26 protein-coding genes are annotated in these 24,844 nt (G+C 71.0%); 14 read left to right on the forward strand and 12 right to left on the reverse strand.

Annotated elements, in window-relative coordinates:
* Positions 1–37 precede the first annotated feature (37 nt).
* Positions 38–202 (forward strand): hypothetical protein, encoded by a 165-nt coding sequence (locus QBE02_RS15805; RefSeq protein WP_279366553.1) that lies wholly within the window; start codon positions 38–40, stop codon positions 200–202.
* A gap of 9 nt (positions 203–211) precedes the next feature.
* On the opposite strand, the gene QBE02_RS15810 is transcribed toward QBE02_RS15805, so the two are convergent.
* Genes QBE02_RS15810 through QBE02_RS15825 form a run of 4 tightly spaced genes read right to left on the reverse strand, consistent with a single transcriptional unit; the run spans position 212 to position 3,499 of the window.
* The gene (locus QBE02_RS15810) at positions 212–1,135 is read right to left on the reverse strand and encodes a nucleoside hydrolase (RefSeq protein WP_279366554.1); all 924 of its coding nucleotides are present in this window, start codon (positions 1,133–1,135) and stop codon (positions 212–214) included.
* A complete protein-coding gene (locus QBE02_RS15815; RefSeq protein ID WP_279367910.1) occupies positions 1,132–1,965 on the reverse strand; it encodes a ribokinase in 834 nt (277 codons plus the stop codon). Before QBE02_RS15815 ends, QBE02_RS15810 begins: the two co-directional genes overlap by 4 nt.
* A 15-nt stretch (positions 1,966–1,980) precedes the next feature.
* Positions 1,981–2,466: a hypothetical protein gene (locus QBE02_RS15820; RefSeq protein WP_279366555.1), complete on the reverse strand. Its 486-nt coding sequence runs from the start codon at positions 2,464–2,466 to the stop codon at positions 1,981–1,983.
* A gap of 7 nt (positions 2,467–2,473) precedes the next feature.
* Complete coding sequence (locus QBE02_RS15825) at positions 2,474–3,499, reverse strand: FUSC family protein (RefSeq protein ID WP_279366556.1); 1,026 nt, start codon at positions 3,497–3,499, stop codon at positions 2,474–2,476.
* A gap of 132 nt (positions 3,500–3,631) precedes the next feature.
* On the opposite strand from QBE02_RS15825, the gene QBE02_RS15830 reads away from it, so the two are divergent.
* Positions 3,632–4,096, forward strand: a complete 465-nt coding sequence (locus tag QBE02_RS15830) for a DUF3817 domain-containing protein (RefSeq protein ID WP_279366557.1) — start codon at positions 3,632–3,634, stop codon at positions 4,094–4,096.
* A gap of 16 nt (positions 4,097–4,112) precedes the next feature.
* On the opposite strand, the gene QBE02_RS15835 is transcribed toward QBE02_RS15830, so the two are convergent.
* The 4 genes from QBE02_RS15835 to QBE02_RS15850 all read right to left on the reverse strand — a co-directional run bounded on the left by QBE02_RS15835 (position 4,113) and on the right by QBE02_RS15850 (position 6,905).
* Positions 4,113–4,682, reverse strand: a complete 570-nt coding sequence (locus QBE02_RS15835; RefSeq protein ID WP_279366558.1) for a hypothetical protein — start codon at positions 4,680–4,682, stop codon at positions 4,113–4,115.
* Positions 4,683–4,758: 76 nt separating this feature from the next.
* Positions 4,759–5,862: a class I SAM-dependent methyltransferase gene (locus tag QBE02_RS15840; protein ID WP_279366559.1), complete on the reverse strand. Its 1,104-nt coding sequence runs from the start codon at positions 5,860–5,862 to the stop codon at positions 4,759–4,761.
* Between the two features lie 53 nt (positions 5,863–5,915).
* Complete coding sequence (locus tag QBE02_RS15845; protein ID WP_164481596.1) at positions 5,916–6,065, reverse strand: hypothetical protein; 150 nt, start codon at positions 6,063–6,065, stop codon at positions 5,916–5,918.
* A 24-nt stretch (positions 6,066–6,089) separates the two neighbouring features.
* Positions 6,090–6,905 (reverse strand): EI24 domain-containing protein, encoded by an 816-nt coding sequence (locus tag QBE02_RS15850; protein WP_279366560.1) that lies wholly within the window; start codon positions 6,903–6,905, stop codon positions 6,090–6,092.
* A 103-nt stretch (positions 6,906–7,008) separates the two neighbouring features.
* Between QBE02_RS15850 and QBE02_RS15855 the strand changes: the two genes are divergently transcribed.
* The 5 genes from QBE02_RS15855 (at position 7,009) to QBE02_RS15875 (ending at position 13,169) form a co-directional block, all read left to right on the forward strand.
* Positions 7,009–7,839, forward strand: coding sequence for a hypothetical protein (locus QBE02_RS15855; protein WP_279366561.1), 831 nt, complete (start codon positions 7,009–7,011; stop codon positions 7,837–7,839).
* An 87-nt stretch (positions 7,840–7,926) separates the two neighbouring features.
* Positions 7,927–10,443, forward strand: a complete 2,517-nt coding sequence (locus QBE02_RS15860; protein WP_279366562.1) for an ATP-dependent Clp protease ATP-binding subunit — start codon at positions 7,927–7,929, stop codon at positions 10,441–10,443.
* Between the two features lie 161 nt (positions 10,444–10,604).
* Positions 10,605–11,303 (forward strand): MmpS family transport accessory protein, encoded by a 699-nt coding sequence (locus tag QBE02_RS15865; RefSeq protein ID WP_279366563.1) that lies wholly within the window; start codon positions 10,605–10,607, stop codon positions 11,301–11,303.
* Positions 11,304–11,514: 211 nt separating this feature from the next.
* Positions 11,515–12,396 carry an LLM class flavin-dependent oxidoreductase gene (locus tag QBE02_RS15870; protein WP_279366564.1) on the forward strand — a complete coding sequence of 294 codons (882 nt, stop codon included), beginning with the start codon at positions 11,515–11,517 and terminating at the stop codon, positions 12,394–12,396.
* Positions 12,393–13,169, forward strand: coding sequence for an LLM class flavin-dependent oxidoreductase (locus QBE02_RS15875; RefSeq protein ID WP_279366565.1), 777 nt, complete (start codon positions 12,393–12,395; stop codon positions 13,167–13,169). Before QBE02_RS15870 ends, QBE02_RS15875 begins: the two co-directional genes overlap by 4 nt.
* A 22-nt stretch (positions 13,170–13,191) precedes the next feature.
* Here QBE02_RS15875 and QBE02_RS15880 read toward each other — a convergent pair whose 3' ends face one another.
* Positions 13,192–13,683 carry a GNAT family N-acetyltransferase gene (locus QBE02_RS15880; protein WP_279366566.1) on the reverse strand — a complete coding sequence of 164 codons (492 nt, stop codon included), beginning with the start codon at positions 13,681–13,683 and terminating at the stop codon, positions 13,192–13,194.
* A 63-nt stretch (positions 13,684–13,746) separates the two neighbouring features.
* On the opposite strand from QBE02_RS15880, the gene QBE02_RS15885 reads away from it, so the two are divergent.
* Together QBE02_RS15885 and QBE02_RS15890 are read left to right on the forward strand one after the other, a co-directional pair.
* Positions 13,747–14,352: a DUF1349 domain-containing protein gene (locus QBE02_RS15885; protein WP_279366567.1), complete on the forward strand. Its 606-nt coding sequence runs from the start codon at positions 13,747–13,749 to the stop codon at positions 14,350–14,352.
* A gap of 36 nt (positions 14,353–14,388) precedes the next feature.
* Positions 14,389–14,796: a DoxX family protein gene (locus QBE02_RS15890; protein WP_279366568.1), complete on the forward strand. Its 408-nt coding sequence runs from the start codon at positions 14,389–14,391 to the stop codon at positions 14,794–14,796.
* A gap of 9 nt (positions 14,797–14,805) precedes the next feature.
* Here QBE02_RS15890 and QBE02_RS15895 read toward each other — a convergent pair whose 3' ends face one another.
* Positions 14,806–16,455, reverse strand: coding sequence for a RecQ family ATP-dependent DNA helicase (locus QBE02_RS15895; RefSeq protein WP_279366569.1), 1,650 nt, complete (start codon positions 16,453–16,455; stop codon positions 14,806–14,808).
* A gap of 203 nt (positions 16,456–16,658) precedes the next feature.
* On the opposite strand from QBE02_RS15895, the gene QBE02_RS15900 reads away from it, so the two are divergent.
* Positions 16,659–18,206 carry an ATP-dependent DNA ligase gene (locus QBE02_RS15900; protein ID WP_279366570.1) on the forward strand — a complete coding sequence of 516 codons (1,548 nt, stop codon included), beginning with the start codon at positions 16,659–16,661 and terminating at the stop codon, positions 18,204–18,206.
* Between the two features lie 4 nt (positions 18,207–18,210).
* The gene (locus tag QBE02_RS15905; protein WP_279366571.1) at positions 18,211–18,837 is read left to right on the forward strand and encodes a hypothetical protein; all 627 of its coding nucleotides are present in this window, start codon (positions 18,211–18,213) and stop codon (positions 18,835–18,837) included.
* Positions 18,838–18,847: 10 nt separating this feature from the next.
* Here the strand turns inward: QBE02_RS15905 and QBE02_RS15910 are convergent, their stop codons facing one another.
* Both QBE02_RS15910 and QBE02_RS15915 read right to left on the reverse strand, forming a co-directional pair.
* Positions 18,848–19,708 (reverse strand): NYN domain-containing protein, encoded by an 861-nt coding sequence (locus QBE02_RS15910; RefSeq protein WP_056228758.1) that lies wholly within the window; start codon positions 19,706–19,708, stop codon positions 18,848–18,850.
* A 47-nt stretch (positions 19,709–19,755) separates the two neighbouring features.
* Entirely contained in the window at positions 19,756–20,739 is a 984-nt protein-coding gene (locus tag QBE02_RS15915; protein ID WP_279366572.1) for a Gfo/Idh/MocA family protein, read from the reverse strand.
* Between the two features lie 111 nt (positions 20,740–20,850).
* On the opposite strand from QBE02_RS15915, the gene QBE02_RS15920 reads away from it, so the two are divergent.
* The 3 genes from QBE02_RS15920 to chvE all read left to right on the forward strand — a co-directional run bounded on the left by QBE02_RS15920 (position 20,851) and on the right by chvE (position 24,784).
* The gene (locus tag QBE02_RS15920) at positions 20,851–22,173 is read left to right on the forward strand and encodes a M20/M25/M40 family metallo-hydrolase (RefSeq protein WP_279366573.1); all 1,323 of its coding nucleotides are present in this window, start codon (positions 20,851–20,853) and stop codon (positions 22,171–22,173) included.
* Between the two features lie 152 nt (positions 22,174–22,325).
* Positions 22,326–23,351, forward strand: coding sequence for a LacI family DNA-binding transcriptional regulator (locus tag QBE02_RS15925; RefSeq protein WP_279366574.1), 1,026 nt, complete (start codon positions 22,326–22,328; stop codon positions 23,349–23,351).
* A gap of 329 nt (positions 23,352–23,680) precedes the next feature.
* Entirely contained in the window at positions 23,681–24,784 is a 1,104-nt protein-coding gene (gene chvE / locus QBE02_RS15930) for a multiple monosaccharide ABC transporter substrate-binding protein (protein ID WP_279367911.1), read from the forward strand.
* Positions 24,785–24,844 lie beyond the last annotated feature (60 nt).

A 24,844-nucleotide genomic window follows, 5' to 3' on the forward strand; every position in this document is an offset into this window, starting at 1 on the left:
GGCACTTTCCCCGGCCGACGCTCGTACCCTGGACACCATGGCCCACGACGAGCACGACGATCAGGAACAGCGAGCCCTCCGCTCGATCGAGGCCATCAACGCGGGCGCTGACATCGGCGACGAGGCGTTCCGGCTCGCGAACGAGTTCACCGACCGCCACACGTCGCGGTTCGCGGCGTGGCTGAAGAGGCGCCGCAGCTAGAGCGAAGCCTCAGGCGGGCCACTCCCGCGACTCGAGCCGCTCCAGCAGCACCTCGGCCGCCGAGCCCTCCATGCCGCGCACCCATCTCTGCGTCGACGAGCCGTGCGAAGACACCGTCCGCCCGCGTTCGCCGCGTTCGAGCCGCACGTCGACGTGGCCCGACGCGACGCTGACTCCGCGCAGCGCCCCCGCGGCCACCATCGCGGCGAGCGGGTCGTGCAGCGCGCAGCGCCGGTCGGGGAAGACGCCGGCGTAGAAGTCGAGGTAGTGCGGCAGCATCCGCGCGAGCGCCTGCGGCACGGCACCGGGGATCGCCTCGAGGCGCACGAGGTCGGCGGCATCCAGGGTCTGCGTCATCGTGACGTCGAGGGGGACGAGGGTGGTGTCCCAGTCCTGCGCGAAGACGAGGGCCGCGGCCTCGGGGTCGTTGTGGATGTTCGCCTCGGCCCACGCCGTGACGTTGCCCGAGTGGGCGAAGGCGCCGCCCATGACGACGAGGCGGTCGAACCGGGCGACTCCCGGTGCCTCGGCGTATGCGGCGAGATTCGTCAGGGGCCCCAGGGCGAGGACGGTGAGATCCGGATGCCGCGACGCCAGGTGGTCGATGAGCTCGACCGCCGCGCGGGCATCGTGCGCGCGGGCCGCGGCGCTCAGCGCGATGCCGCCGAGGCCGTCGTCCCCGTGCACGTGCGGGGCACCACCCGCGTAGGCGCGACCGCGGAAGTCGTGGGCGCCGATCGCGACCGGGATGTCGTCCTCGCCGGCGAGCTCGAACAGCGACAGGGTGTTGGCGGCCGCGCGGGCGGCATCCGTGTTCCCCGAAACGGTCGTCACGCCCACGACCTCGACCGAGGGCTCGGCCAGCAGGTACGCGATGGCGAGGGCGTCGTCGATGCCGGTGTCGCAGTCGACGAGGATCGGGCGGCGGCTCATGCGGGGACTCCGTACGTGTCGAGTGCGGCGAGTGCCGGTTGCGAGGCGTCGTCGCCCACGGCGGCCGAGCCCACCGCGCACGCGCGCGCGAGGGCATCGGCTTCGTCGTCGCCGCGAAGAAGCCCGACGACGAGGGCCGCGCAGAACGCGTCTCCTGCGCCGACGGTGTTGCGGACGGTGGTCGGCACCCCGGCGGCCGACGCGACGAGCTCGCCCCGGCGGTAAAGTCGCGCGCCCTCGGCGCCCAGCGTGACGCACAGCAGGGGCGCGTCGTGCACCTCGGGCAGCTGCGCGTACTCGGTCTCGTTGACGATCACGAGATCGCACCGCTCGAGGACGTCGGCGGGAAGCGGGCGGGCGGGGGCGGCGTTGACCGCGAGGAACCCGGCGGCACGTGCGGCGGCCGAGACCACGGCATCCGACACCTCCAGCTGCAGGAGCACCGCCGCTCCCGGCTCGATGCCGAGCGCGTCCGCGTCGATCGCCGCGTTCGCCCCGGCGCAGACGACGATCGAGTTCTCGCCCGTCGCGTCGACGACGATCAGGGCGGTTCCGGTCGCGGCATCCGCGGTCTGCACGCCCGAGGCGTCGAGTCCGATCGATGCGAAGCGGTCCCGGATGCCGTGGCCCTCGGCGTCATCGCCGACGGCGCCGATGAGCCGAACGGTGGCGCCGAGGCGGGCAGCGGCGACCGCCTGGTTCGCGCCTTTGCCGCCCGGGCCGCGGTCGAGGACGCCGTCGGCGACGGTTTCGCCGGGGCCGGGGGAGCGCTGGACGCGAGCGGTGAGGTCGACGTTGATCGCGCCGACGACGGTGAGGTGAGCAGTGATGAGGAGGCCTTCCGGTCAGTGGAGCAGGAGCTTCGCGACGATGAGCAGCGCCGAGACGAGAGCCGCCCCCACGGCCGTGATCACGACGACGAGGGCGGAGGAGCCGCGCAGGCGCGCTCCGGCGGTGGCCACTACCACGAGATAGGTCATGGCGACCCCCACGCCCCACAGCAGGGCGGTGGCGAGGCCCACCCCGAAGGCGACGAGCAGAACCACCACCAGCAGGGGCAGGAACGTCACCGACACCATGGGCGCGCTCACCCGCATGTGGTGGCGGAAGATCTTCGACGGCCGGTCGGGCGAGGTGTCGCCGAGCGTGTACGCGAAGACGTGGGTGGCGAAATACACGACGTTCGTCAGCGCGACCACGAGGATCACGTCGCTCAGGTCGGCTTCGCCGAGACCGATGAGGGTCGATGCCGAGACCAGGGCGCCGTAGCAGCCCGCGCTGATGCGTTCGGCGGTGTCGGTGGAGAGGCGGCGCTGTCGATCGGTGTCCATGTCGGGCTCAGCTTCTCGCGGATCGGCGTCGCAGTCCCGCCGACACGATGGCGACGACGGTTCCGACCGCGACGCCGATGACCGTCTCGATCACGCGGTCGCGCAGCAGCATCTCGGGGGCGACGGGCGAGGCGAGCGACACCATGAGCAGGGCGAGCGGGGTGATGAAGAGCATCGCGATACCGTAGTTGCGCCCGACGAACAGCTCGGCACCCGCCTGCAGGGCCACCGCGACCAACAGCACGACCCACGGCGGCAGGTCGAGGGCGAGAAGACCCGCGGCGATCAGCACGCCCAGCACTGTCCCGACGAGCCGCTGCACGCCGCGGATGAGTCGGGCGGTGACGTGCGCCCCGCCGACGGCGGCGACGGCACCGACCATCGCCCAGTACCAGTGGGTGCCCACCAGGAGGGCTCCGGCCACTCCCGCGAGGAGGGCTGCGACGCCGACGGTCGCCGTCATCTCCCACGCCACCGAGCCGATCAGCGGGCGCGTGCGTGCCGGGCGTCGCCACGAACCTCGGCGCGCGAGGATGAAGACCGTCGTCACGAGCAGGCTCCACAGCACGCTCGCGCCCCCGACGAGGATGACGGTGAGGAACGTCTCGGCCGTGGCCGGGAAGCTCGCGGTGGCTCCCGCGGCGAAGACGGCGAAGAGGGCGCCGGGCGGATGCCACTGGGCTCGGTACGCGAGAAGGGTGACCACCGCGGCGAGGACCGCGACGACGGCGACACTCGTGATCGCCGGAGTAGCGAGCGCGGAGAGAGCAGTGCCGACGAGCATGCACGACACGAGGACGGTGCCCGCCACGGCCTGCATGCGTACGCGTGTGCGGGGCAGGTCGGTCCGCCCGTAGAGCGCGGCGAAAGCCCCGAAGCTCGCGTACACGCTGAGGTCGAGCCGCCCGAGCGCCAGGAGCAGGAGGAGCGGGATGCCGACACTGAGGACGGCGCGAAGAGCGACGCGGTGATCACCGCGGTGCGGCCCCACGCGGATGACCCCGGTCCACACGCGCCCCCGGGATTCCGCCATCCCTTCAGCCTACGCGCCGCTCGATGCGGCCGATCTGCCGATCGGGTGTCGTCTCGACGTCGAACCGAGAAGCCCGGGTGGTCGCCGCGTCTTCCGTAGGGTGGGAAGCCCCCGACCCGAACGAGGAGAGACGTGTTCCGCACGCCCCTGACCCTGTTTCGCACCCTCGCGATCGCCGAGGCGATCTCGTGGACGCTCCTGATCGGCGGGTTGATCCTGCGCGCCGTCGCCGACCTTCCCATCGCGGTGTCGATCGGGGGTGGCATCCACGGCTTCGTGTTCCTCGCCTACGGGGCCACCGCCGTCCTCGTGGCGCTGAACCAGCGCTGGGGCCTCGGGCCGACCGCGCTCGCGGTGGTGAGCGCCGTCATCCCCTACGCCACGATCCCCACCGAGATCTGGCTGCACCGCACCGGACGCCTCCGCGGGCCGTGGCGACTCGATGACAGTGGCGACCCGCGCGATCGACAGCCGCTCGACCGGTTGCTGCGATTCTTCCTCCGCCGGCCCTGGGCGCTCGCGCTGGTGCTCGTCGCGGTGGTGGTGGTCGTGTTCGTCGTGCTGTTGGTCGTGGGTCCTCCCGGCGGCAAGGGCTGACACCGCACGGTGAGCCTCAGCGCACGAGGATGCGCACGCTCGCCGGAACGATGCGGCACGTGGCGGTGAAGGTCTCGACCGACCCGGAGAGGGTGGCCGTGGCGCGGCCCACCCCGAGGAAGGCGACCGTCCCTTCGTGGGCATGGACGCTGGGCGAGCGGTCGGAGAAGTGGCGCATCTCTCCGCCCGCGTGGCTCGCGAACGCGAGGTCGAGTTCGACGGCGACGATCGGTCCCGTCTCGGAACTCACCCGCCAGTCGATCGCGGCCAGCCCGCCGCCGCGACTCGTCATCGTCAGCGTCGCCGAGCCGCATTCCTCGCCGCCGACGAGCTCGGTGCGCAGGGGCTGCGACGCGGGTGTCGAGTCGGCGCCGCACAGACCGATGCCGTGCAATCGGGCGTAGCCGCGACCGTTGTCCGTGATGCTCGAGCAGTCCGCGAGCAGGGGAGCCGTGAGGGCGTCGGACAGGGGATCGGCGCGCACGGACGTCGACGCGGGGGCTCCGGCCGCCGACGCTCCCGTCGCGAACACCGCCGCGAGGGCAACGACGAGGGCGAGCAACGGAGCAGCGGTTCGGATCCGCACGGCGCACCTCCTCGTCGACGTCAGACGGAATCTACGCCGGGAACAGCGCGCTCGCCACGGGTCGACGGAAGGAGGTTCAGCGCTTCGTCGACACCGTGACCGTGAACTTTCGGTCGCGAGCGACCTGACGGGTCGGGCCCACGAGTCGCTCGAGAGCGGGGCGGTACTGCAGCGACGAGTTCCACACGGTCCAGAGCTCACCGCCGGGGGCGAGCACCCGGGCCGCGTCGGCGAACATCCGGGGAGCGAGACCCTCGTTGATGGCGGATCCGGCGTGGAACGGCGGGTTCAGCGCGATGAACGACGCCGTGGCATCCGGCTGCCCCCTCAAGACATCGTCGCGGACGACGCTCACGCGATCGGACACCCCGTTGGCCTCGGCGGTGGCCCGGGCGGACGCGACCGCGATTGCCGATTGATCGCACGCGATGACCCGGAGGGAGGGATGCCGCGTCGCCAGGGCCGCGGCGACCACTCCCGTCCCGCACGCCAGGTCGATCGCCTCGCCTCTCTGCGGGGCCGGGAGGTGGGCGAGCAGCAGCCGCGTGCCGATGTCGATCGATGCGCCCGCGAAGGCGCCGCCGAATGCGCGGACCGCGATGCCGTCGATCTCGGCGCCCTCGGGGACGGGCTCGGCGCCGTCGTGGGGGCCACGCGCGACGAGGACCCGCGACTTCTGCCGCGCATGCGTGACGTCGAGCCGGGTGAAGAATCGCCGCAGCACGTCGTTCATCGACGGGGTCATGTGCTTCAGGCGACCGCCGGCGTAGACGACGACGTCGGGGTGCGCGTGAAGAGCGATCAGCCCGGCGATGTCCGAGAGAGCCTGGAGCGACCGGGGGAGACGCAGGAGGACGACCCGCGCCCCGGTGAGAAGCGCGGCATCGAGCGGGTGCGAGACGAAGGAATCCTCGAGACCGGTGCCGCGGGCGTTGAGCGCCAGGGCTTCCTCGCCCAGCAGTTCGTCTTGATGGACCCGGATGCCGCGACCTCCGGCATCCGCTGCCGCCAGGGTGAGCGCCCCGTAGGAATCGCCGATCACGACGATCTCGTCGTCGCCGACCTGGGCTCGCGCGTCCGCTGACTCGTCGAGGATCAGGCGGTCGGCGGCGTCGACCGCCAGAAGGTTGGGGCCCTCGAGATCGGGGCGGCGACGCAGGGCGTCGAACGAGAAAGGCACCGGTCCACGCTACCCGGGGGTGACGTGGGACGGTGCCGATCCGAGATGCGGGCTCAGCGGGTGCCGAAGTGGAACGGCAGCGCCAGCGAGGCCGAGACGAGGATGATGCCGAGCGCGAAGAACAGCGCGGGGGCGGCGAGCGAGAACGAGATGCCGGTCAGCAGCATGCCGCCGACGAACAGGATGAGCGAGACGATGAACATGAGGATCCCTTCGGTCGCTCCAGGCTATCGTGCCGAGTCCGCGCGCCGGTCCGTCGGCGAGGTGGGTTGCGCCGTCGCGGGAACGGCGCCGCGAACGGCGGGACGCGGCCGTGGCGTGACTCCCAGGGCGGCGTGCGCCCAGAGCGTGCTGCCGGCGACGGCCGCGGGCATGACCGCGACCGCCCCCAGCGGCACGAGGAAGCACAACTGCGTCGCCACCCCGAACCCGAGGGCACGCGCGCGATGGGTGCGCAGCAGTCGGCGGCGCGCCTGTCTGTCGAGGCCACGCGCCGAGAGCGCACGCGAGGTGAGCTCGTCGGCCAGCAGCCAACCGGTCAGGACCACGCCGGTGACGAAACCCAGGACGCCCCCGACGAAGGGGATGAGTCCGATGAGCCACGCGAGGGCGGCCGCCAGGATGCCGCGGAGGATGAGCCGGACGCTGTCGCCGACGGCCCTCCAGAACCCGTACTCCGCGTCGGGGACCGTTCCGGTCGCGCTCCTCTCGGTCGCCCGCCAGATGCGGTCGTAGAAGGGCTCGCCCACGGCGAGGGTGACGGCCGTGAACGACACGATCACCACGAGGACCGCGGCGCCGAACGAGGCCACGCCGATCGCGGTGCGCAGAGCGCCGGCCCAGAACGGCATCCAGGCGTCGGCGAATGGCGTCCAGTCGTCGACGAGGCCCGGGAGCACGAGACCCCACGTCACGAGGGCCGCGCCGAAGACCAGACCGACCAGGGTTCCCGGAATGAGCCCGAGCGCCATCGCGCCGGGCGTCCGGCGCCATTGACCGAGGCCGCGTGCCAGCAGGGCCGCTCCGGCGAGGAATTCGCGCATGCCGGGATTCTGGCAGACGCCTCCGACATCGGCGGAGGCGGTTGCGTCCGGTTCGCCGGCCCCGTCTCGTCGCGATGTCGGAGGGGGATGCCAGGATGCGGCTATGCGCATCCGCACCACCTCGACACAGCGCACCTACCGGTACGTGCGATTGGGCCTGATCGGCGCGACGGCCCTTCTGGCGATCGGGGTGGGGCTGGAACTGCTGAGCGGCGAGGGATTGCCGTCCGTCAGCGCGGCCTACTACACGCCCGCGGGTCCGATCTTCGTCGGCTCGTTGACCGCGATCGCCCTCGCGCTGCTCGCCCTGTCGGGTCGGAGCCTCGAGCAGGGCCTGCTCGACATCGCCGCGGTACTGGCCCTCGCGATCGCCTACGTGCCGACGACCGTCTCGTCGGGTGCCTGTCTCGACGTGGCGCGGTGCGTACCGCCCGCGGTGCGGCCGACCGTGGCGAACAACGCCGTGGCGGTGGCATCCGTGGTCCTGCTCGGGGTGATCGCGGCGGCGATCCTCGCCCGGGTGCAGGGCACCGCGAGTGCCGGGGTGGCGGCGACGATCGGGGTGGTCGTCGTGATCGTCGCCGGAGGGGCGATGTGGGCGGTGATCGCGCCCGAGGCGTTCTTGGCGGGGGCGCACCAGATCGCGGCGGTCGCCTTCTTCGTGCTGATCATAGCGGTGGCGGCGGTGGCGGCCTGGCGACCGCGGCGGACCGGGCGCCTTCGCCGCGGGGTGCGCATCGCGTATGCGAGCGTGGCCGTCGGGATCGTGGTGACCCTCGTTCTGCTCGTGGTCGGCGTGATCTCGGGGCTCGAGCGCGCGGGTGTCCCGGTGGTGCTCGTGGGGGAGTCGGTGGCCCTGGCGCTCTTCGCGGTGTTCTGGCTCGTGCAGACGGTGGAGCTGTGGAACGAGGCCGACCCGACGCTGCGGGAATAGACCCGGGACCCTCGCGTTGAACTTGATACGACGGCGCTCAAGAAGCAAACTTGAGCGAACCGCACTCACGTATCTCAGGAGACGGAATTGCCCGAAGACTTCACCCCCGGTGACGGCGCTCAGTCGTTCGACGAGTTCCTCGCCCGCTACCTCGCGGGCGAGCAGGCGCGCGCCGAGCGCTCCATCGACCTCAGCCGGTTCCTCAGCGCCCGCACCCAGGATGCCCTTCAAGAGGCCGGTCGCTTCGCGCTCGGCCGCGGACAGCGCGAGCTCGACGCCCTGCACGTGCTCCACGTCCTGGTCGGACGATCGCCCGCGAAAGAGGCCGTCGCCCGACTCGGCGCCGACCCGGCCGCCATCGCCCGCGCCGCCGAGAGCCGCCTCCCCGCGGCGGCGACCCCCGCGAACGTCGACGGCGCCGTCGTCGCCGGCTCCGTGCAGCGCGCGCTCTTCCACGCCTTCCAGGTCGCGCGTGCCGCGGGCTCGACCTACGTCGACCCCGACCACCTCTTCTTCGCGCTCGTGCTCGCGCAGGACGCGCCCGCCGGGCAGATCCTCGCTCAAGCTGGCGTCACCGCCGAGGCCCTCACCCAGGGGGTGCGCGAGACCGTCATGGGCGGCGAGCAGGACGAGATGACCGGGGAGTCGGCATCCGTCACCCCGAACCTCGACCGTTTCGGCACCGACCTCACCGCCCGCGCGGCGGCCGGCGAACTCGACCCGGTCATCGGTCGCTCCGACGAGATCGAGCAGACCATCGAGATCCTCAGCCGTCGCACCAAAAACAACCCGGTGCTGATCGGCGAGGCCGGCGTCGGCAAGACCGCCGTCGTCGAGGGTCTGGCTCGCGCGATCGTCGCGAACGAGGTTCCCGAGCAGCTGCGCGAGACCCGCGTCGTCTCGCTCGACCTCGCCGCGATGCTCGCGGGCGCCCGCTACCGCGGCGACTTCGAAGAGCGCCTCACCCAGACGATGGACGAGATCGCGGCCTCCGACAAGCTCGTCGTCTTCATCGACGAGGTGCACACGCTCGTCGGAGCCGGTGGCAGTGGCGACGGATCGATGGACGCCGGCAACATCCTCAAGCCCCGCCTCGCCCGCGGCGATGTCCACCTGATTGGTGCGACGACCCTGCGCGAATACCGCACGATCGAGAAAGACCCCGCCCTCGAGCGGCGCCTGCAGCCCGTGCGTGTCGGTGAGCCTTCGATCCCGGATGCCGTGGAGATCCTGAGCGGACTCCGCTCGGCGTACGAGGAGCACCACGCCGTCACCTACACCGACGACGCCCTGCGCGCCGCGGTCGAGCTGAGCGACCGGTACCTGCCCGACCGCGTGCTGCCCGACAAGGCCATCGACCTGATCGACCAGGCCGGGGCGCGACTGCGCCTGCGCCTCGGTGTGACGGTCGACACCTCGTCGCTGCTCGAGCGTCTCGCGACCCTCGAGGCCGACAAGAACGCCGCCGTCTCGGCCGAGCACTACGAAGAAGCCTCGCGCCTGCGCGACGAGATGGCCACCGTGCAGCAGCGACTCGACGAGGCGACCAGCGCCCCGCGCGCCGCCGCCGTCGTCGACGAGCCCGAGATCGCCGCGGTCATCAGCCGGGCCACCGGCATCCCCGTCGCACGCCTCACCGCCACCGAGCGGGGCCGCCTGGCCGACCTCGAGGCCGAGTTGCACGCTCGCGTGATCGGTCAGGACGACGCGGTCGCCGCCGTCGCCAAGGCCGTTCGTCGCAACCGCACGGGCATGGGCGACGAGAACCGCCCGGTCGGGTCGTTCCTGTTCCTCGGCCCCACCGGCGTCGGAAAGACCGAGCTGGCGAAGGCCCTGGCCGGGTCGCTCTTCGACGACGACGGCGCCGTGATCCGCTTCGACATGAGCGAGTTCGGCGAGCGGCACACCGTGTCGCGTCTGATCGGCGCCCCTCCGGGATACGTCGGCTACGACGAGGCCGGCCAGCTCACGGAGCGCGTGCGCCGTAACCCCTACGCCGTCGTGCTGTTCGACGAGATCGAGAAGGCCCACGCCGATGTGTTCACCCTGCTGCTGCAGGTGCTCGACGACGGCCGCCTGACCGATGGCCAGGGCCGCACGGTCGACTTCCGCAACACCGTCATCGTGATGACGTCCAATCTGGGCGCCGAGTTCCTGGCATCCCGGTCGGGGGCCATCGGCTTCACCACCACGGGGCGTGAGTTCGCCGACGACGACCTGCGCGACCGCGTGATGGGCAAGCTGCGCGAGGCGATGCGGCCGGAGTTCCTCAACCGCATCGATGACATCGTGCTGTTCCGCAAGCTCGAGATGGCGCAGCTGCGCCAGATCGTGCGGCTGCTGCTGAACGCGACCTCGCGCCGGCTCGCCTCTCGCGAGGTCACGCTCGAGGTGACGGATGCCGCGATCGACCGTCTCGCCGAGGTCGGCTATGAGCCCGAGTACGGGGCGCGGCCGCTGCGCCGCGTCATTCAGCGCGAGGTCGACGACCGCATCGCCGACCTGTTCGTCTCGGGTGAGTTGAGCGATGGGGGAGCGGTGACCGTGGATGCCACCGCCGCGGGCTTCAGCGTCTCGGCCGCCGCGCAGGCGCTCGCCGCGTAGAACGATGAGATGAACGCCCCGGGGCTTCGGCTCCGGGGCGTTCCCCGTGTGCGCGAGGTGAGTGGGAGCTGTGCTAGGACTATGCGCCAGCTGTGAGTCCGCTACCGTGGAAGGTTGAGCCCGCCCATTGGGGGATGCGGGCACCAACACGAAAGAACAGCATGAGCACCTCTGTACCCGCGCCCGCCGCGGCTCCCGATGCACCGACCACCACGCAGAAGAACGGTGTCGGCCTCGCTGCGCTGATCGTCGGCGCGGTCGCGATCGTCTTCGCCATCGTCCCCATCGTGAGCTTCATCGCGTGGCTGCCCGCACTGGCCGCGATCATCCTCGGAATCATCGGTCTCGTCCGCAAGAACCGCGCCCGCGCCTTTGCATGGACGGGCCTCGCGCTCGGCGTCGTCGCCTGGATCATCGCGATCGTCGTCTCGCTCGCCGCGATCGCCGGCGTCGCCGGAGCGGTCAACGAGAGCCTCGAGAACAGCACCGTCGTGCCGGTCACCCCGGTCGACGGGGCGGCGGGCTCGAACGACTCGGGTTCCGCCGAGGCGGTCGCCGGCGGGAACCTCGTTTACGAGGTCACCTCCGACGGCGCCACCGTCGCGAACGTCACCTACCTGACGGCCGACTCGTCGGGCAGCTCCACGCAGCAGGCCACCGACGTCGCCGCGCCGTGGAAGACGGAGTTCGCGGTGGACTCGTCCGGAATGTTCAACTTCTCGGTGTTCTCTCTCGTGGCCCAGGCCGACCAGTCCGCGTCCACCGTCTCGTGCAAGATCACCTTCAACGGCGAGGTCATCGCCGAGCAGACCTCGACGGGCCAGTTCGCCATCGTCACCTGCTCGGGCTCGACCGACTGAGCCGCCCCGGAGCCCCCGACCTCGTGGTCGGGGGCTCCGTCGTTCTCGCGGACGCGCACGTGACGAGGACGTTTACGTTCGGCGAGGACGCACCCGGTCGGCCGCGCTCTTCTGCGTCCTCGACGAACGAATGCGGTTTCGGCATGTGCGAGCACCTGCGACCCGCGTGCTGTCGCGCCCCGATGTCCGAGGTTGGCGGCAGAGTAGAACCATGAGTCGTATCGGCACGATCTTCAGCCCCTACCCGCATCCGCCCGAGCAGCTGCGCGACGCCGCGCGCGCGGCCGAAGACGCCGGTGTCGAAGAACTCTGGCTCTGGGAGGACTGCTTCCGCTCCTCGGCCTGGGCCGCGGCCGCCGCGGCGCTCGCCGTGACGGATCATCTGCGCATCGGGGTCGGTATCGCCCCACTTCCGCTGCGCAACGTGGCCGCCTCGGCGATGGAGATCGCCACGATCGAGCGCATGTTCCCTGGGCGCCTCCTTCCGGGGTTCGGGCACGGGGTGCAGGACTGGATGCGACAGGTCGGGGCGAAAGCCGCGTCTCCGTTGACGCTCATGCGCGAGCACCTGCCCGCGCTGCGGTCGCTGCTCGCCGGCGAGACCGTCAGCGCTGAGGGGCGCTATGTGAGACTCCGCGACGTGGCTCTTGACTGGCCGCCCGCCCAGGCTCCCCTCGTCTATGCCGCCGCCGAAGGGCCCAAGACTCTGAGCCTCGCCGGCGCCGTGGCCGACGGGGTGGTGCTCGACAGTCGGCACACCGTCGCCGAGATCGCCGCCGCCGTGCAGACCGTGCAGGCCGGGCGCGCAGAAGCCGGTCGAGAAGGCCGCGCGGACATCGTGGCGTACGTGCTGACCGCGTTCGGTCCGGATGCGCGAGAGCGCGCGACGGCGGTCATGTCCGATCGCGAGGACGCGCCCGACCGCGTGCTCGCGGGATCGGTGGGCGAGGTCGCCGAGGGGGTTGCGCGCTTCCAGGCGGCGGGTGTCGACGACGTCGTGCTGCTGCCGACCGACGACGTCGATCTCGCCACGTTCTTCTCGGCCGTGGGCCAGGTCGCTCAGGCTGTTCCCCACGCGGGAGGCGTGTCGTGACGCGCGGAACCGTTTCGCTGGGCCTCGCCGGCTCGCTGGGTCCCGACGCCGTCGCCCGGATCGCCCCGGTCGTCGAAAGCGCCGGGTTCGACACGCTCTGGATCAACGACACCCCCGACGGCGACGCCCTGGCGGCGCTGGCGGCCGCAGCGCGCGTGACCGACCGGCTCCGTCTCGCGACCGGGGTCGTGCCCGTCGACCGCAGGCCCGCCGAAGCGATCGCCGCCGACGTGGCATCCCTGGCTCTTCCCCTCGACCGGCTCACGCTCGGCATCGGCTCGGGCATGGCGAAGCAGGGGGCTCTCGCCCGGGTGACCGAGGCCGTCTCGGTGCTGCACGAGGCCGGGGTGCCGCGCGTTCTCGTCGGGGCCTTGGGCCCCAAGATGCGACGAACGGGCGTCGAGCTCGCCGAGGGCGTCTTGCTCAACTGGGTGCCCCCGACCGAGGCCCGCGACCAGGCCGAGGCGCTGCACGCGATCGCGCCGGACGCGCATATCGCCGTCTACGTGCGCACGGCGATCGCCCCCGCGGCGCGCGAACGGCTCGAGGCGGAGACAGCCCGATACGCCTCGTTCCCGAACTACGCCGCGAACTTCGAGCGGATGGGGGTGAATGCCGCAGACACGACGATCCGCGACGTCACCGAGCTGGGGGATGCTCTCGAGGCCTACACCACGGCCGCCGACGAGGTCGTGCTGCGCGCGATCGTGGCGGAGGACACCGTCGAGGCGTATGTCGACTTCGCGAGGAGGACGGCGCCGTCGCCGCGCTGACCCTGACCCGCGATCGGCGTCGTCAGCGCACGAGGCTCACCGTGCGGGGGATCGGGCCGAACGACGACTCCGCGCCGTCGGGACGGAACTCGTTGCGGCGATAGAACGCGTGAGCGCGCGGATTGTCCGCCGCGACCCACAGCGACGCCGGCCGGTTCCCGAGGACGGCGTCGAGCAGCCCCTGGCCCGCTCCGCTCCCGTGCGACGACTCGGCGACGTAGAGCATCTGCAGTTCCTCGGGGCGGACCGCGTCCGCCCCCGGGGTGAGGTGCGTCGCGGCGAAGCCCACGATGGACCCGTCGGCGTCGGCGACGACGACGTTCAGCTCCTCTTCCTCGAGAGAGGAACGCCACATCCCGATCCGTCGCTCGGCATCGAACCACGGGTTCGTGTCGGGATCGTCGACGAACCGTCCCTGGGTCTCGCGCCACGACCGGGCGTGCACGGTCGCGATCGCGACCGCGTCGGCCGGGATCGCGGGTCGGATCCGGAGGGTCGCGCGCGATCGTTCCATGACGCGAGTCTAGGAACACCGCCCGACCGGGCCCGCGCGAGGCGCGCTGGATAGTCTCCCCTCATGACGCTGTCGCTTCCCGACCTTCCCGACCTGCACTGGACCGGCGTCGAGGGCGACGCCCGCGTCGACGCTCGCGGCGCGTTGACGCTGACATCCCGGGGCGGGGTCGACTGGACGAACGACGCGACCGGCGGTCCGGCCCAGCACGCCGCGACCGCCTTGGCCTTCGCGGCTCCCGACGGAGATTTCACCCTGTCGGCGCGGGTGCGCGTGACGGGGGAGCGCTCGACCTTCGACGCCGGGGCGCTCGCGCTGTGGTCGGGTCCGCAGAGGTGGGCGAAGGTCTGCAACGAGTACTCGCCCCAGGGCGACAGCATGGTCGTGAGCGTCGTGACGAACGACTTCTCCGACGACGCCAACGGCGCGGTCTTCGCGACCGACGCGGTCTTCCTTCGGATCACTCGTGTCGGGGCGGCCTTCGCGTTCCACTACTCGCTCGACGGCGAGTCCTGGCCCTTCCTGCGCTTGTTCCGTCTGGACGCCGACTCCTCGACCCTCTCGGTCGGCTTCCTGGCTCAGGCGCCGATGGGACCCGGGGCGACCGCCGTGTTCGACGAGATCCGGTTCGATCGCTCATCGCTCCGCGACCTGCGCGACCTGAGCTGAGGCCCCCGCCCCGCGTACGGATGACAGACTGACCGGATGCCGCGTCGCACAGTTCTCACCGTCCGCTCCGTCGCCCGCGGGGCACTTGCCCTGCTGCTGGTCGGGGCCGGCGTCAGCCATGTCACATGGGGCCGCCGTGGCTACCGGATCGTCGTTCCCGGGTGGGCCACGCGGCTGCTGCGCACCGACAAGGACGCCATCGTCGTGGCATCCGGGGCCGTCGAAGTGATCCTCGGTGTCGCTCTCTTCGCGTTGCCGCAGGAGCGGGGGCGCATCGGCGCGGCCATCGCCGCGTTCTTCGTCGCGGTGTTCCCCGGCAACGTGCACCAGTGGCGGACCGGGCGTTCAGCGCCCGGATTGAACACCGACCGCTCGCGCTTCCTCCGACTGTTCCTCCAGGTGCCGCTCGTCGCGTGGGCCTGGTGGTCGACGCGCCGGCGCTGACGGCCGCGCCTACGCCGCCTCGCCGAGCTCGAGGATGCCCTTCTCGAACGCCGCGCGGGCCAGCACCTTGTAGCCGTGGCCGGCGAAGAAGACCGTCAGCCGGTCGTCCTCGATGGCCATGACCGTACCGGTACCGAACTCACCGTGTTCGACGGTGGAATCGATGCGGATGCCGCCGGGCTCGGTGTCTTCGGCCGCGGCCTCGACCGGCGCCACTGCGCCGGCGTCGCATCGGTCGCATGAGGCGCACTGACTCGGCGTCTCGACACCGAAGTACTCGAGCAGCGCCCGCCGTCGGCAGTGAGTCGTCTCCGCGTACCCGCGCATGATCTCGATGCGAGAGGCCCGAATGCGCTCTTCGGCCTCGTCGCGCTCGCGCACGGCGCTCACCGCGTCGCCCGCCGAGACCTTCGCAAGCGCCGACACTCCGTCGGGACCCGACACGGCGAGCTCGCAGGCCACGAGCTGGTTCAACACCCGGCCGATCGCCCGGACCGAGCGGCCGCTCTCGTCGGCGATGTCTTTCGCGCGCACCGGCGTGCTGGTCCGCTGCAGAACGTCCCACACGCCCGCGATGTCGGCTCGTTTGGTGTGGCCGCCCGCGAAGAACGAGCGCAGCGAGAAGTCCTCGGCGCGGTAGTGCAGGATCGCCCGCGCGGGCTGCCCGTCGCGGGCGGCGCGTCCGATCTCCTGGGCGTACGAATCGAGCGACTCCGTGACATCGGCGTGCACGACCAGGCGCACGTCGCTCTTGTCCACTCCCATCCCGAACGCCGAGGTCGCCACCACCACATCGAGCTCTCCGGCGCTCCACGCGGAGTGCACCTCGTCGCGCTTCTTCTGCGCCATGGCCCCGTGGTACGCCGCCGCCCGCAGGCCGAGTTCGCGGAGTTCTTCGGCGTAGGAGTCGGTGCCCTTGCGCGTCGCAACGTACAGCAACGCCGGGCCGCCGGCATCCTGGACATCCGCCACGACCGCGCGACGCTTGTCCGCGTCGTGCTCGTGCCGGCGGACGGCCATGTGGATCTCGGGACGATCCATGCCGCGCACCTCGAGGTGGGGCTCGCGCATGCCGAGGCTCGCGACGATGTCGTCGCGGACGGGAGCGGATGCCGTTGCGGTCAGCGCCAGCACCGGGGGATGGCCGAGGGCTTCGATGGCGTCGCCGATGCGCGCGTAATCGGGGCGGAAGTCGTGGCCCCACGCCGAGACGCAGTGGGCTTCGTCGATGACGACGAGGCGTACATCGGCCTTCGCGAGACGATCGAACACCTCGGCGTTGGCGAGCTGTTCGGGGGCGAGGAAGGCGTAGACGGCGTCGGGTCCCTCGATCGCGGCCCACGCGGCTTTCTTGGCGGCGGCGCCCGTGCGCGAGTTGAGGGCGACCGCGGCGGGGGCATCGGGGGCGGCGTCGATCGAGTCGATCTGGTCGCGCTGGAGGGCCAGCAGGGGCGAGATGACCACGGTGGTCCCGCCCAGTTCGCATCCGGCGATCTGGTAGACCGCCGACTTGCCTGCTCCGGTCGGGAACACGACGAGAGTGTCGCGGCCGCTCACCACCGCGTCGATCGCTTCGGCCTGACCCGGCAGCAGGTCGTCCCATCCGAACACCTCACGGGCGGTGCGGGCGGACTGTTCGAGTGTGGCGGGAGCGTTCACGGAGCCTCATTCCTGCGGGAGGTCTCAGCACACCTCAGACCTCCGACATCGCCCCGGGGGTTGCGAGGACGGCCCGGATCTGTTCTCGCGAGGGGGTGGCCGTGAAACGCTGACGGTCTCCGAAAAGCGCCGTGGTCTTGGCACTCGCGCCTGATCCGCACAAGCGTCCACCCGATGTCGGAGGGGGATGCCAAGATGCCGACATGCTCTTCGGCGACATCGAGACCGCGCTCGCGACGGTGACGAACACGCGCTCGCGCCTGGCGAAGATCGAGGCCCTCGCGGCGCTTCTGCGCGGGCTCGATCCCGACGAGATCGAGCCCGCGGTGGGATTGCTCACCGCGGCCCCGCGCCAGGGACGCCTCGGCGTGGGGTGGCGGACGCTCTCCGCCCGCGCCGGTGATCACGCCGACACCTCGAACCTGACGATCGGCGACGTCGACGACGCGTTCAGCGCGCTCACCAAGATCGGTGGGGCGGGTTCCGCGGCCGTCCGAACGCGCCTCCTCGACGACCTCGCGGGGCGCGCGACGGCGACGGAGTGGCACCTGCTCGTTCGCATCATGACGGGCGAGTTGCGCACGGGCGCCCTCGAGGGAGTACTCCTGGATGCCGTGGCCCGAGCCGCCGAGCGCGACGGTGCCCTGGTGCGTCGTGCCGCCATGCTGTCGGGGGATCTGGGCGGGACGACCCGCATCGCCTTGACCGGGACCCCCGAGGATCTCGCCGCGGTCGGGCTCGTCGTGGGGCGCGGCGTGCAGCCGATGTTGGCATCTCCCGCGACGAGCGTCGCCGAGGCGATGGCCGTGACCGCCCGAGCCTCGGTGGAGTACAAACTCGACGGGGCCCGGGTGCAGGTGCATCGCCACGGCGATGAGGTGCGCGTCTTCACCCGCACACTCGCCGACATCACCCACCGGGTGCCCGAGATCGTCGAGGTGGCGCTCTCGCTCCCCGTCCACGACATCATCCTCGACGGCGAGACCCTTTCGCTCGACGAAGACGGCGGTCCTCGTCCGTTCCAGGACACGATGGCCCGCTTCGGCGCCGAGGCGGCTCGAGAGATCGCCCTGCGCCCCTGGTTCTTCGACCTGATCCATATCGACGGTCGCGACCTCGTCGACGAACCCCTCGCCACGCGCCTCGCCGAGCTCGAACGGGTGGCGGGGGAGCACCGCATCCCCGCCGTGCTCACGGACGACGTCGACGTGGCCGACGCCTTCGCGCGCGACGCTCTCGCCGCCGGCCACGAGGGAGTGATGGTGAAGGGGCTCGACGACCCCTATACCGCGGGGCGCCGCGGCAAGAGCTGGCTGAAGGTCAAGCCGGTGCACACCTTCGACCTCGTCGTCCTCGGGGTGGAGTACGGATCGGGCCGACGCTCCGACTGGTTGTCGAACCTGCATCTCGGAGCGCGGGATCCACACGGCCGCTTCGGCGACCCGGGCAGCTTCGTGATGGTCGGCAAGACGTTCAAGGGACTGACGGACGAACTTCTGCAGTGGCAGACGGCGCACTTCGCCGAGAGGCAGACCGCAGACCTGCCGGGCGGCATCCGCGTGGCGCCCGACACCGTCGTCGAGATCGCGATCGACGGGGTGCAGCGGTCCGTGCGGTATCCGGGCGGCGTGGCGCTGCGCTTCGCCCGGGTGAAGACCTACCGTTCGGACAAGACCGCGGCAGAGGCCGACACCATCGAGACCCTGCGCGCACTGCTGCCCGGCGGCGGCGAAGCGGCGACGGAAGGATGAAGTCATGAGTCTGGCCCCCTGGCTCGACGGCGAGCTCGGCTACCGCAGTTTCGGAACCCCGGGAGCCCCGCGGGCCGTGTTCGTCCTGCGCACGGGCGATATCGCGACCACCGATCCCGATGCCCGCGTCACCTCGGGTTTCGACGTGCGGATCGTCGCGGTCGGCCTCGATGCGCCCGAGCTCGAGGACCCACCGGTCTTCGGTGGGCAGACCCCGGCCGGGCTGACGGTCGAGGCGCTGAAGGCGTTGCTCGAACGCGAAGCGGCCGGGGCCACCGTGGGAGTCGTCGGTGAGAGGGCCGCCGGACCGATCGCCCTCTACCTCGCCGCGGCGATGGGTGGTGTCGTCGATCGCGTCGCGATCGTCGGCGTCGAGAGCCCCTCCGACCCGCTGAGTCGCGACCTGAGGACGCCTCTGCTCGACGACCTCGCGGCCGAGGTGCTCGTCGTCGTGGGCGTCGACGGCCCCGCGGGGCGAAGCGATGCGACGTGGTACGTCGATCGCCTGCGTGCGGGCACCGCCGAGGTCGTCCATTCCGATGAGATCGGCTCGGTCGACGGTCAGGTCACGCTGACGTCGGTGTGGTCACGCGTGTTGGCGCACGTCGCCCCGGGCGCCGAACGACGCTGAGGGCCGCCCCTCAGCCGCGCGCGACGGCCTTGACCTGCACGACGTTGGATTCCTCGTCGACCTCGACGTGGTCGGTCTGCGCCTTCAAGAAGTCCGAGAAGCTGCGGAACCCGAGCGCCTTCTCGCTGAACGAGGGGTCGAGGCGCTTCATCAGGTCCTTCACGGCCGAGGCGTGCAGCCACTCGCCGTCGGCGCGCTCCGCCTCGAGCTGCATGGCGCGCTCGAGCAGGTCGACCGCCGGGTCCTTCGAGCGCTTCCGTGCCCGCGGCCGCGAGGGAGCGGCATCCTTCTTCGTCTCGGCGAGATTCGGGATGCCGGGGAGCGAGTCGTACGCGTCGAAGCGGTCGCACGCCGCGGCCAGCGACTTTGCCGTGGACCCGGCCACCCCGACCCCGACGACGTAGCGACCGAGCCGCTTGCAGCGCTGGGCGAGGGGAACGTAATCGCTGTCGCCGGCGACGATGACCACGTGCGACAGGTCGGGAAGGCGGAACATGTCCTCGACGGCATCCACCGCGAGTCGGATGTCGGCGCCGTTCTTGGCGTAGGCGGCGGCGGGGAACAGCTGCACCAGGTCGACGGCGCGCGCGACGAGCTGCGAGCGGTACTCGGCATTCACCGGCGACGACCAGTCCGCGTAGGCCCGAGTGAGCACCAGGGTGCCGAAGGACGCGGCGTAGTCGATGACCGCGCCGACGTCGATGGTCGCCTTGGTCAGGCGCTCGGCGATGTCGGGATCGGTCGGGTTCTCGGCGATCTTCTGCCGGTCACGCGAGTAGGCGTTCCTCCCGTGCACGCGGTCGTACCAGGACATGACGATGTTGTCGAAGTCGAGGTAGACGGCGACGCGGGCGGTCTGGGTGTCGGGCATACGTCCAGTCTGACCCGTCGCGCCCGCGACCGGGTAGCCCTCGCCCCTCACCGTTCGCCGGGGTAGACCACGCCGATCTGGCGGCGCACCTCGTCGAGCACGCCCATGATCGCCACGGTCTCGTCGATCGACAGGATGTCGTCGGCGTCCGCTCCCGCGGCGACGAAACGCTCGGCGGCCTGGGCCTGGAACTGCATGCCGCGCCCCGGAACCTCGGAGGTGAACTCCTCGATCACGTCTCCGTCGGGCGAGACGACGCGGAACGACGTCGGGGTGTACCAGACGCGGTCGATCTCGATGCGGGCCTCGGTCCCGACGATCTGCGCGACGTTCATTCCCGCTCCGCGCGACGACGACACGCTGGTCGACAGGGCACCGCCCGCGTGGACGAAGCTGGTCGCCACTTCGGCGTCACTGCCTGCGTCGGACAGACGAGCCAGGGCGGTGATGCGCTCCGGCAGGCCGAGGACGTCGATCGCGAACGAGATCGGGTAGATGCCCAGGTCGAGCAGGGCGCCCCCGCCCAGCGCCAGATCGTTGAGGCGGTGCGCCGGGTCGGTGGAGATCTTCTGGGTGTGGTCGGCGGACACGACGCGGATCTCGCCGAGGGTGCCCGCGGCGAGGATCTCGCGGATGCGCACCATGTGCGGCAGGTACCGGGTCCACATCGCCTCCATGGCGAGGAGACCCTTCTCGGCCGCTTTGTCGCGGATGGCCGCCGCCTCGGCGGCGTTGAGGGTGAACGGCTTCTCGACCAGCACGTGCTTGCCGTTGTCGAGGGCGAGCAGTGCGTTCTCGAGGTGCCCGGGGTGCGGGGTCGCGATATAGACGATGTCGACGTCCGGATCGGCGACCAGTTCTTCGTACGAGCCGTGCGCGTGCGCGATGTCGTACTGCTCGGCGAAGGCCCGAGCGCTGTCGATGCGGCGGGAGCCGACGGCGGTGACGTCGAGGCCCGCGGTGCGCAGGTCGGAGGTGAAGGCGTGGGCGATGCCGCCCGTCGCGAGGATGCCCCAGTGCAGTCCGGTCATGCGCTCCACCGTAGCGGCGCCCGCCGACATCGGCGTCGCGCGAGTCTCGAAGGGCCCCCGGATGCCGGCATCCCGTGTCTCATGATGCCGGCATCGTCCTAGGCTCGTCGCATGACGGCCGTCGAGCGCTTCCGCGAGCTCCTGTCCATTCCGACGGTGTCGCGTGTCGACCCGGCGGAGGTCGACGATTCGGCCTTCGAAGACTTCCACGCGGCTCTCGAACGGCTCTATCCGCTCGTCCACGCGCGTCTCGAGCGAGAGGTGGTCGAGGGACGGTCGCTGCTCTACCGCTGGGCGGGGGAGAGCCCCGTCGAGCCCCTGGTGCTCCTCGCCCACCAGGACGTGGTGCCCGTGGACGGGCAGGAGTGGGGGCACCCGCCTTTCGCCGCCGACCTCGTCGGCGAGGGAGCAGAGGCGACAATCCATGCGCGCGGCGCGATCGACGACAAGGGGGCGCTCGTCGCGATCCTCGAGGCGGTCGAGGGGGCACTGGCCGAGGGGATCACGCCGCGAACCGACGTGTGGCTCGCCTTCGGACACGACGAAGAGACGCGCGGCACCGGCGCCCGAGCGATGGCGGCGCTGCTGGCTGCGCGCGGCATCCGTCCCGCTCTGGTGCTCGACGAGGGGGGAGCGGTCGTCGAGGGCGCCGTCCCGGGGGTGGCTGCGCCCACGGCGATGATCGGTGTCGCCGAGCGCGGCGTCGCCACCTTCGACCTCGTGACCCGAGAGGCCGGCGGGCATGCCTCGACCCCGCCGCGCATGCCGGCGACGGCCCGATTGGCCCGCGCGATCGATCGCCTCCGCCGTCGCCCGTTCCCCCGACGACTTGTCCCGCCCGTCCGGGCCATGCTCGCCACGGCCGCATCGCACGCCGGGGAGCCCCTGGCGACGCTTTTCCGCCGCACGTCCGTGTCAGCGCCGGCCGTGACCGCGGCCCTATCGCTGCTCGGTCCCGAGACCAACGCGCTCGTTCGGACCACGGCCGTCGTCACGCGTCTCGAGGGCTCGGCGGGCGAGAACGTGCTCGCTACCTCGGCGCGCGCGAGCGTGAACGTGCGCCTGCTCACCGGCGACACGCTCGCCGATGTCTCGATCCACCTGCGCCGAGCGGTCGCCGACCCGCTCGTCGACATCGAGCTGCGCCACGGCGACGACCCCTCGCCGGTCTCGCCCTGGCAGGGGGAGGCGTGGAGGCGGCTGTCCCGCGCCGTCGCAGACACCCTCGGCGCGGACACCGTCCCCCTGCCGTATCTCCAGCTCGGGGCCAGCGACAGCCGCTTCTACACGGGTCTCACCGACGCGGTGTACCGGTTCGCGCCGTTCCACCTCTCGAGGTCCGAACGCGACGCGTTGCACGCTCCCGACGAGCGCATCCGCGTCGAGGTGTGGCTGCGTGGCATCCGGTTCTATCGCGCGCTGATCGAGGGCTGACGCGGGCCAAGACGACCGAGTGCGAAGGACCGCGAGGCCGCCGTTCCGCGCCGAATGGGCGATTCTTCTTCTGCGGCGGGCGATTCTGCTGGCGTCGGTTATTCTCGTGTGACCGGTCACGCAACAGCGCGCGACCCGCGATGAGGCGGATGATGAGCGACACCGATACCCCGGAGGCGACGGGGCGTGCCCCGAGCATCCGCGACGTCGCCCGGCTCGCGGGAGTGTCGTACCAAACCGTCTCGCGGGTGATCAACAACAGCACTCAGCTCCGCCCCGAGACCGCGGCCAAGGTGCGCTCGGCGATCGCCGAGTTGAAGTTCGTCCCCAATCAGGCCGCGCGCGCCCTCGCCACGAGCCGCTCGCGCCTGATCGGCGTGCTGGGACCGCGAGCGACGACCCACGGCACCTCGGCGATGGTGCAGGCGATCGAGTCGGCGGCGCGGTCCGCCGGGTACCGCCTCACCCTCACGAACCTCGCCACCAGCGCCCCCGACGACGTGCGCTCCTCGATCGATCACCTCATGCAGCAGTCCATCGAGGGACTCATCGCCGTCGCACCGCAGACGCGGGTGGTGCCGATCCTCGACGAGCTCAAGCTGCCCGTTCCGGTGCAGATCGTCACCTCGACCGGCACCTCGACGACCCGCAACGACCAGAGCGCCGGGGCGCGAGCGGCCGTCCGCCACCTCATCGAGCTCGGGCACTCGCGGATCCTGCACATCGCGGGTCCGCGCGACTGGGTCGAGGCCGATCACCGCATGCGCGGCTATCTCGCCGAGATGGATGCCAACGACCTCTCGCCGCGTCCCCCCATCCTGGGCGACTGGACGGCGCAGTTCGGATTCGAGGCGGGCCTCGAGCTGCTGCGGACGGAGGATGCCACCGCGGTCTTCGCGGGCAACGACCATATGGCGCTCGGCTTCATGCATGCCGTCCGGGCCATAGGTCGCTCGGTGCCGGAGGACGTCTCGGTGGTGGGCTTCGACGATGTGCCCGAATCCGCCCACCTGTGGCCGCCGCTGACCACCGTCCGACAGGACTTCGTGGGCATCGGCACGCGTGCCGTCACCGATTTGCTGGCATCGCTCGGCGAGAGCGGTGACGACGGACCAGTGGTCGAACCCGACCACCTCCGCCTCATCGTGAGGTCGTCGACGGCCCCGCCGCGGTCCTGATCCGCGACGCGCTCACGTCACGTTTCGGCAACGGCTGGACTTCGAGCGCATCGGGACTTGACAGTTGTCCCCGCCGTCGAGGTAGCATCACTCACACAATGTGAACGGTCACATGACCGGGTCACACGGCCGACGGGACTCGCTGCGGAGCGGATCCGTCGAGACGAAGACGTTTCGAACGACGCGGGTTGACCGCCTCGCCGAGGGCCTTTCGTTTCGCCCCCGAGACCGTGCACCCGACCTGAGCCGTCAGCACTGCCCGCGGTGTGCTCCAGGGGGAGCGCCGCGACAAACACCCAATGGAGGGAACCAGAGTGAAGAAGCACAGCATGCTCAAGGCGATCGCGGGAGCGGGCGTCCTCGCGCTCGGCATCGGTCTCGCCGGTTGCGCCGGTGACCGTACCGGCGCCAGCAGCGGAGACTCGCAGGAGGCCGGCGGCACCATCGGTGTGGCCATGCCGACCCAGCAGTCGGAGCGATGGATCGCCGACGGCAACAACGTCAAGTCGCAGCTCGAGCAGCTTGGCTACCAGGTCGACCTGCAGTACGCGAACGACGACATCCCCACCCAGGTCTCGCAGATCGAGAACATGATCACCACGGGCGCCAAGGCCCTGATCGTCGCCTCGATCGACGGCACCACGCTCACGGACGTGCTGCAGCAGGCCAAGGACGCGAACATCCCCGTCATCGCGTACGACCGCCTCATCAACGGCACCGAGAACGTCGACTACTACACGACGTTCGACAACTACAAGGTCGGCGTCCAGCAGGCCACCTCGCTCCTGACCGGCCTCGGTGTCCTCGACGCCTCGGGCAAGGAGACCGGCGCCGCCGGCCCCTTCAACGTCGAGCTGTTCGCCGGTAGCCCCGACGACAACAACGCCACGTTCTTCTGGAACGGCGCGATGGACACCCTCAAGCCCTACATGGACAAGGGTGTGCTGAAGGTTCCCTCCGGCCAGACCGAGTTCGGCCAGGCGGCCATCCTCCGCTGGCTGCCCGAGACGGCGCAGAAGCGCATGGAGAACATCCTCACCGTCATCGGCGGCACCAAGCTCAACGGTGTGCTCTCGCCCTACGACGGTCTGTCGATCGGCATCATCTCGGCCCTCACCTCGGGTGGCTACTCGGCCAGCGACCTCCCCGTCATCACGGGTCAGGACGCCGAGGCCGGCTCGATCAAGTCGATCATCGCGGGTGAGCAGTACTCGACGATCTTCAAGGACACGCGCGAGCTCGCCAAGCAGGCCGTGACCATGGTCGACGACATCCGCAAGGGCGAGAAGCCCGAGGTCAACGACGAGAAGACCTACGACAACGGCAAGAAGGTCGTTCCCTCGTACCTCCTGCAGTCGACGATCGTCACCAAGGACAACTACAAGGAAGTCCTCATCGACAGCGGTTACTACACCGAGGCCGACCTGAAGTAATCCCCCGGAGGGGCTCCCCGTCCCTCCGCCCCGCCTCCGCCGCGGCCCACCGGGTCGCGG

Source organism: Microbacterium testaceum (assembly GCF_029761935.1).
GTDB classification, from domain to species: domain Bacteria; phylum Actinomycetota; class Actinomycetes; order Actinomycetales; family Microbacteriaceae; genus Microbacterium; species Microbacterium testaceum_A.

What these genes read in the sequence shown, in the direction of transcription:
- QBE02_RS15805 (WP_279366553.1), top strand. Translation starts at nt 38, where the DNA reads ATGGCCCACGACGAGCACGACGATCAGGAACAGCGAGCCCTCCGCTCG.
- QBE02_RS15810 (WP_279366554.1), bottom strand. Translation starts at nt 1,135, where the DNA reads ATGAGCCGCCGCCCGATCCTCGTCGACTGCGACACCGGCATCGACGAC.
- QBE02_RS15820 (WP_279366555.1), bottom strand. Translation starts at nt 2,466, where the DNA reads ATGGACACCGATCGACAGCGCCGCCTCTCCACCGACACCGCCGAACGC.
- QBE02_RS15825 (WP_279366556.1), bottom strand. Translation starts at nt 3,499, where the DNA reads ATGGCGGAATCCCGGGGGCGCGTGTGGACCGGGGTCATCCGCGTGGGG.
- QBE02_RS15845 (WP_164481596.1), bottom strand. Translation starts at nt 6,065, where the DNA reads ATGTTCATCGTCTCGCTCATCCTGTTCGTCGGCGGCATGCTGCTGACC.
- QBE02_RS15850 (WP_279366560.1), bottom strand. Translation starts at nt 6,905, where the DNA reads ATGCGCGAATTCCTCGCCGGAGCGGCCCTGCTGGCACGCGGCCTCGGT.
- QBE02_RS15855 (WP_279366561.1), top strand. Translation starts at nt 7,009, where the DNA reads ATGCGCATCCGCACCACCTCGACACAGCGCACCTACCGGTACGTGCGA.
- QBE02_RS15865 (WP_279366563.1), top strand. Translation starts at nt 10,605, where the DNA reads ATGAGCACCTCTGTACCCGCGCCCGCCGCGGCTCCCGATGCACCGACC.
- QBE02_RS15870 (WP_279366564.1), top strand. Translation starts at nt 11,515, where the DNA reads ATGAGTCGTATCGGCACGATCTTCAGCCCCTACCCGCATCCGCCCGAG.
- QBE02_RS15880 (WP_279366566.1), bottom strand. Translation starts at nt 13,683, where the DNA reads ATGGAACGATCGCGCGCGACCCTCCGGATCCGACCCGCGATCCCGGCC.
- QBE02_RS15885 (WP_279366567.1), top strand. Translation starts at nt 13,747, where the DNA reads ATGACGCTGTCGCTTCCCGACCTTCCCGACCTGCACTGGACCGGCGTC.
- QBE02_RS15890 (WP_279366568.1), top strand. Translation starts at nt 14,389, where the DNA reads ATGCCGCGTCGCACAGTTCTCACCGTCCGCTCCGTCGCCCGCGGGGCA.
- QBE02_RS15900 (WP_279366570.1), top strand. Translation starts at nt 16,659, where the DNA reads ATGCTCTTCGGCGACATCGAGACCGCGCTCGCGACGGTGACGAACACG.
- QBE02_RS15905 (WP_279366571.1), top strand. Translation starts at nt 18,211, where the DNA reads ATGAGTCTGGCCCCCTGGCTCGACGGCGAGCTCGGCTACCGCAGTTTC.
- QBE02_RS15910 (WP_056228758.1), bottom strand. Translation starts at nt 19,708, where the DNA reads ATGCCCGACACCCAGACCGCCCGCGTCGCCGTCTACCTCGACTTCGAC.
- QBE02_RS15915 (WP_279366572.1), bottom strand. Translation starts at nt 20,739, where the DNA reads ATGACCGGACTGCACTGGGGCATCCTCGCGACGGGCGGCATCGCCCAC.
- QBE02_RS15920 (WP_279366573.1), top strand. Translation starts at nt 20,851, where the DNA reads ATGACGGCCGTCGAGCGCTTCCGCGAGCTCCTGTCCATTCCGACGGTG.
- QBE02_RS15925 (WP_279366574.1), top strand. Translation starts at nt 22,326, where the DNA reads ATGAGCGACACCGATACCCCGGAGGCGACGGGGCGTGCCCCGAGCATC.
- chvE (WP_279367911.1), top strand. Translation starts at nt 23,681, where the DNA reads ATGCTCAAGGCGATCGCGGGAGCGGGCGTCCTCGCGCTCGGCATCGGT.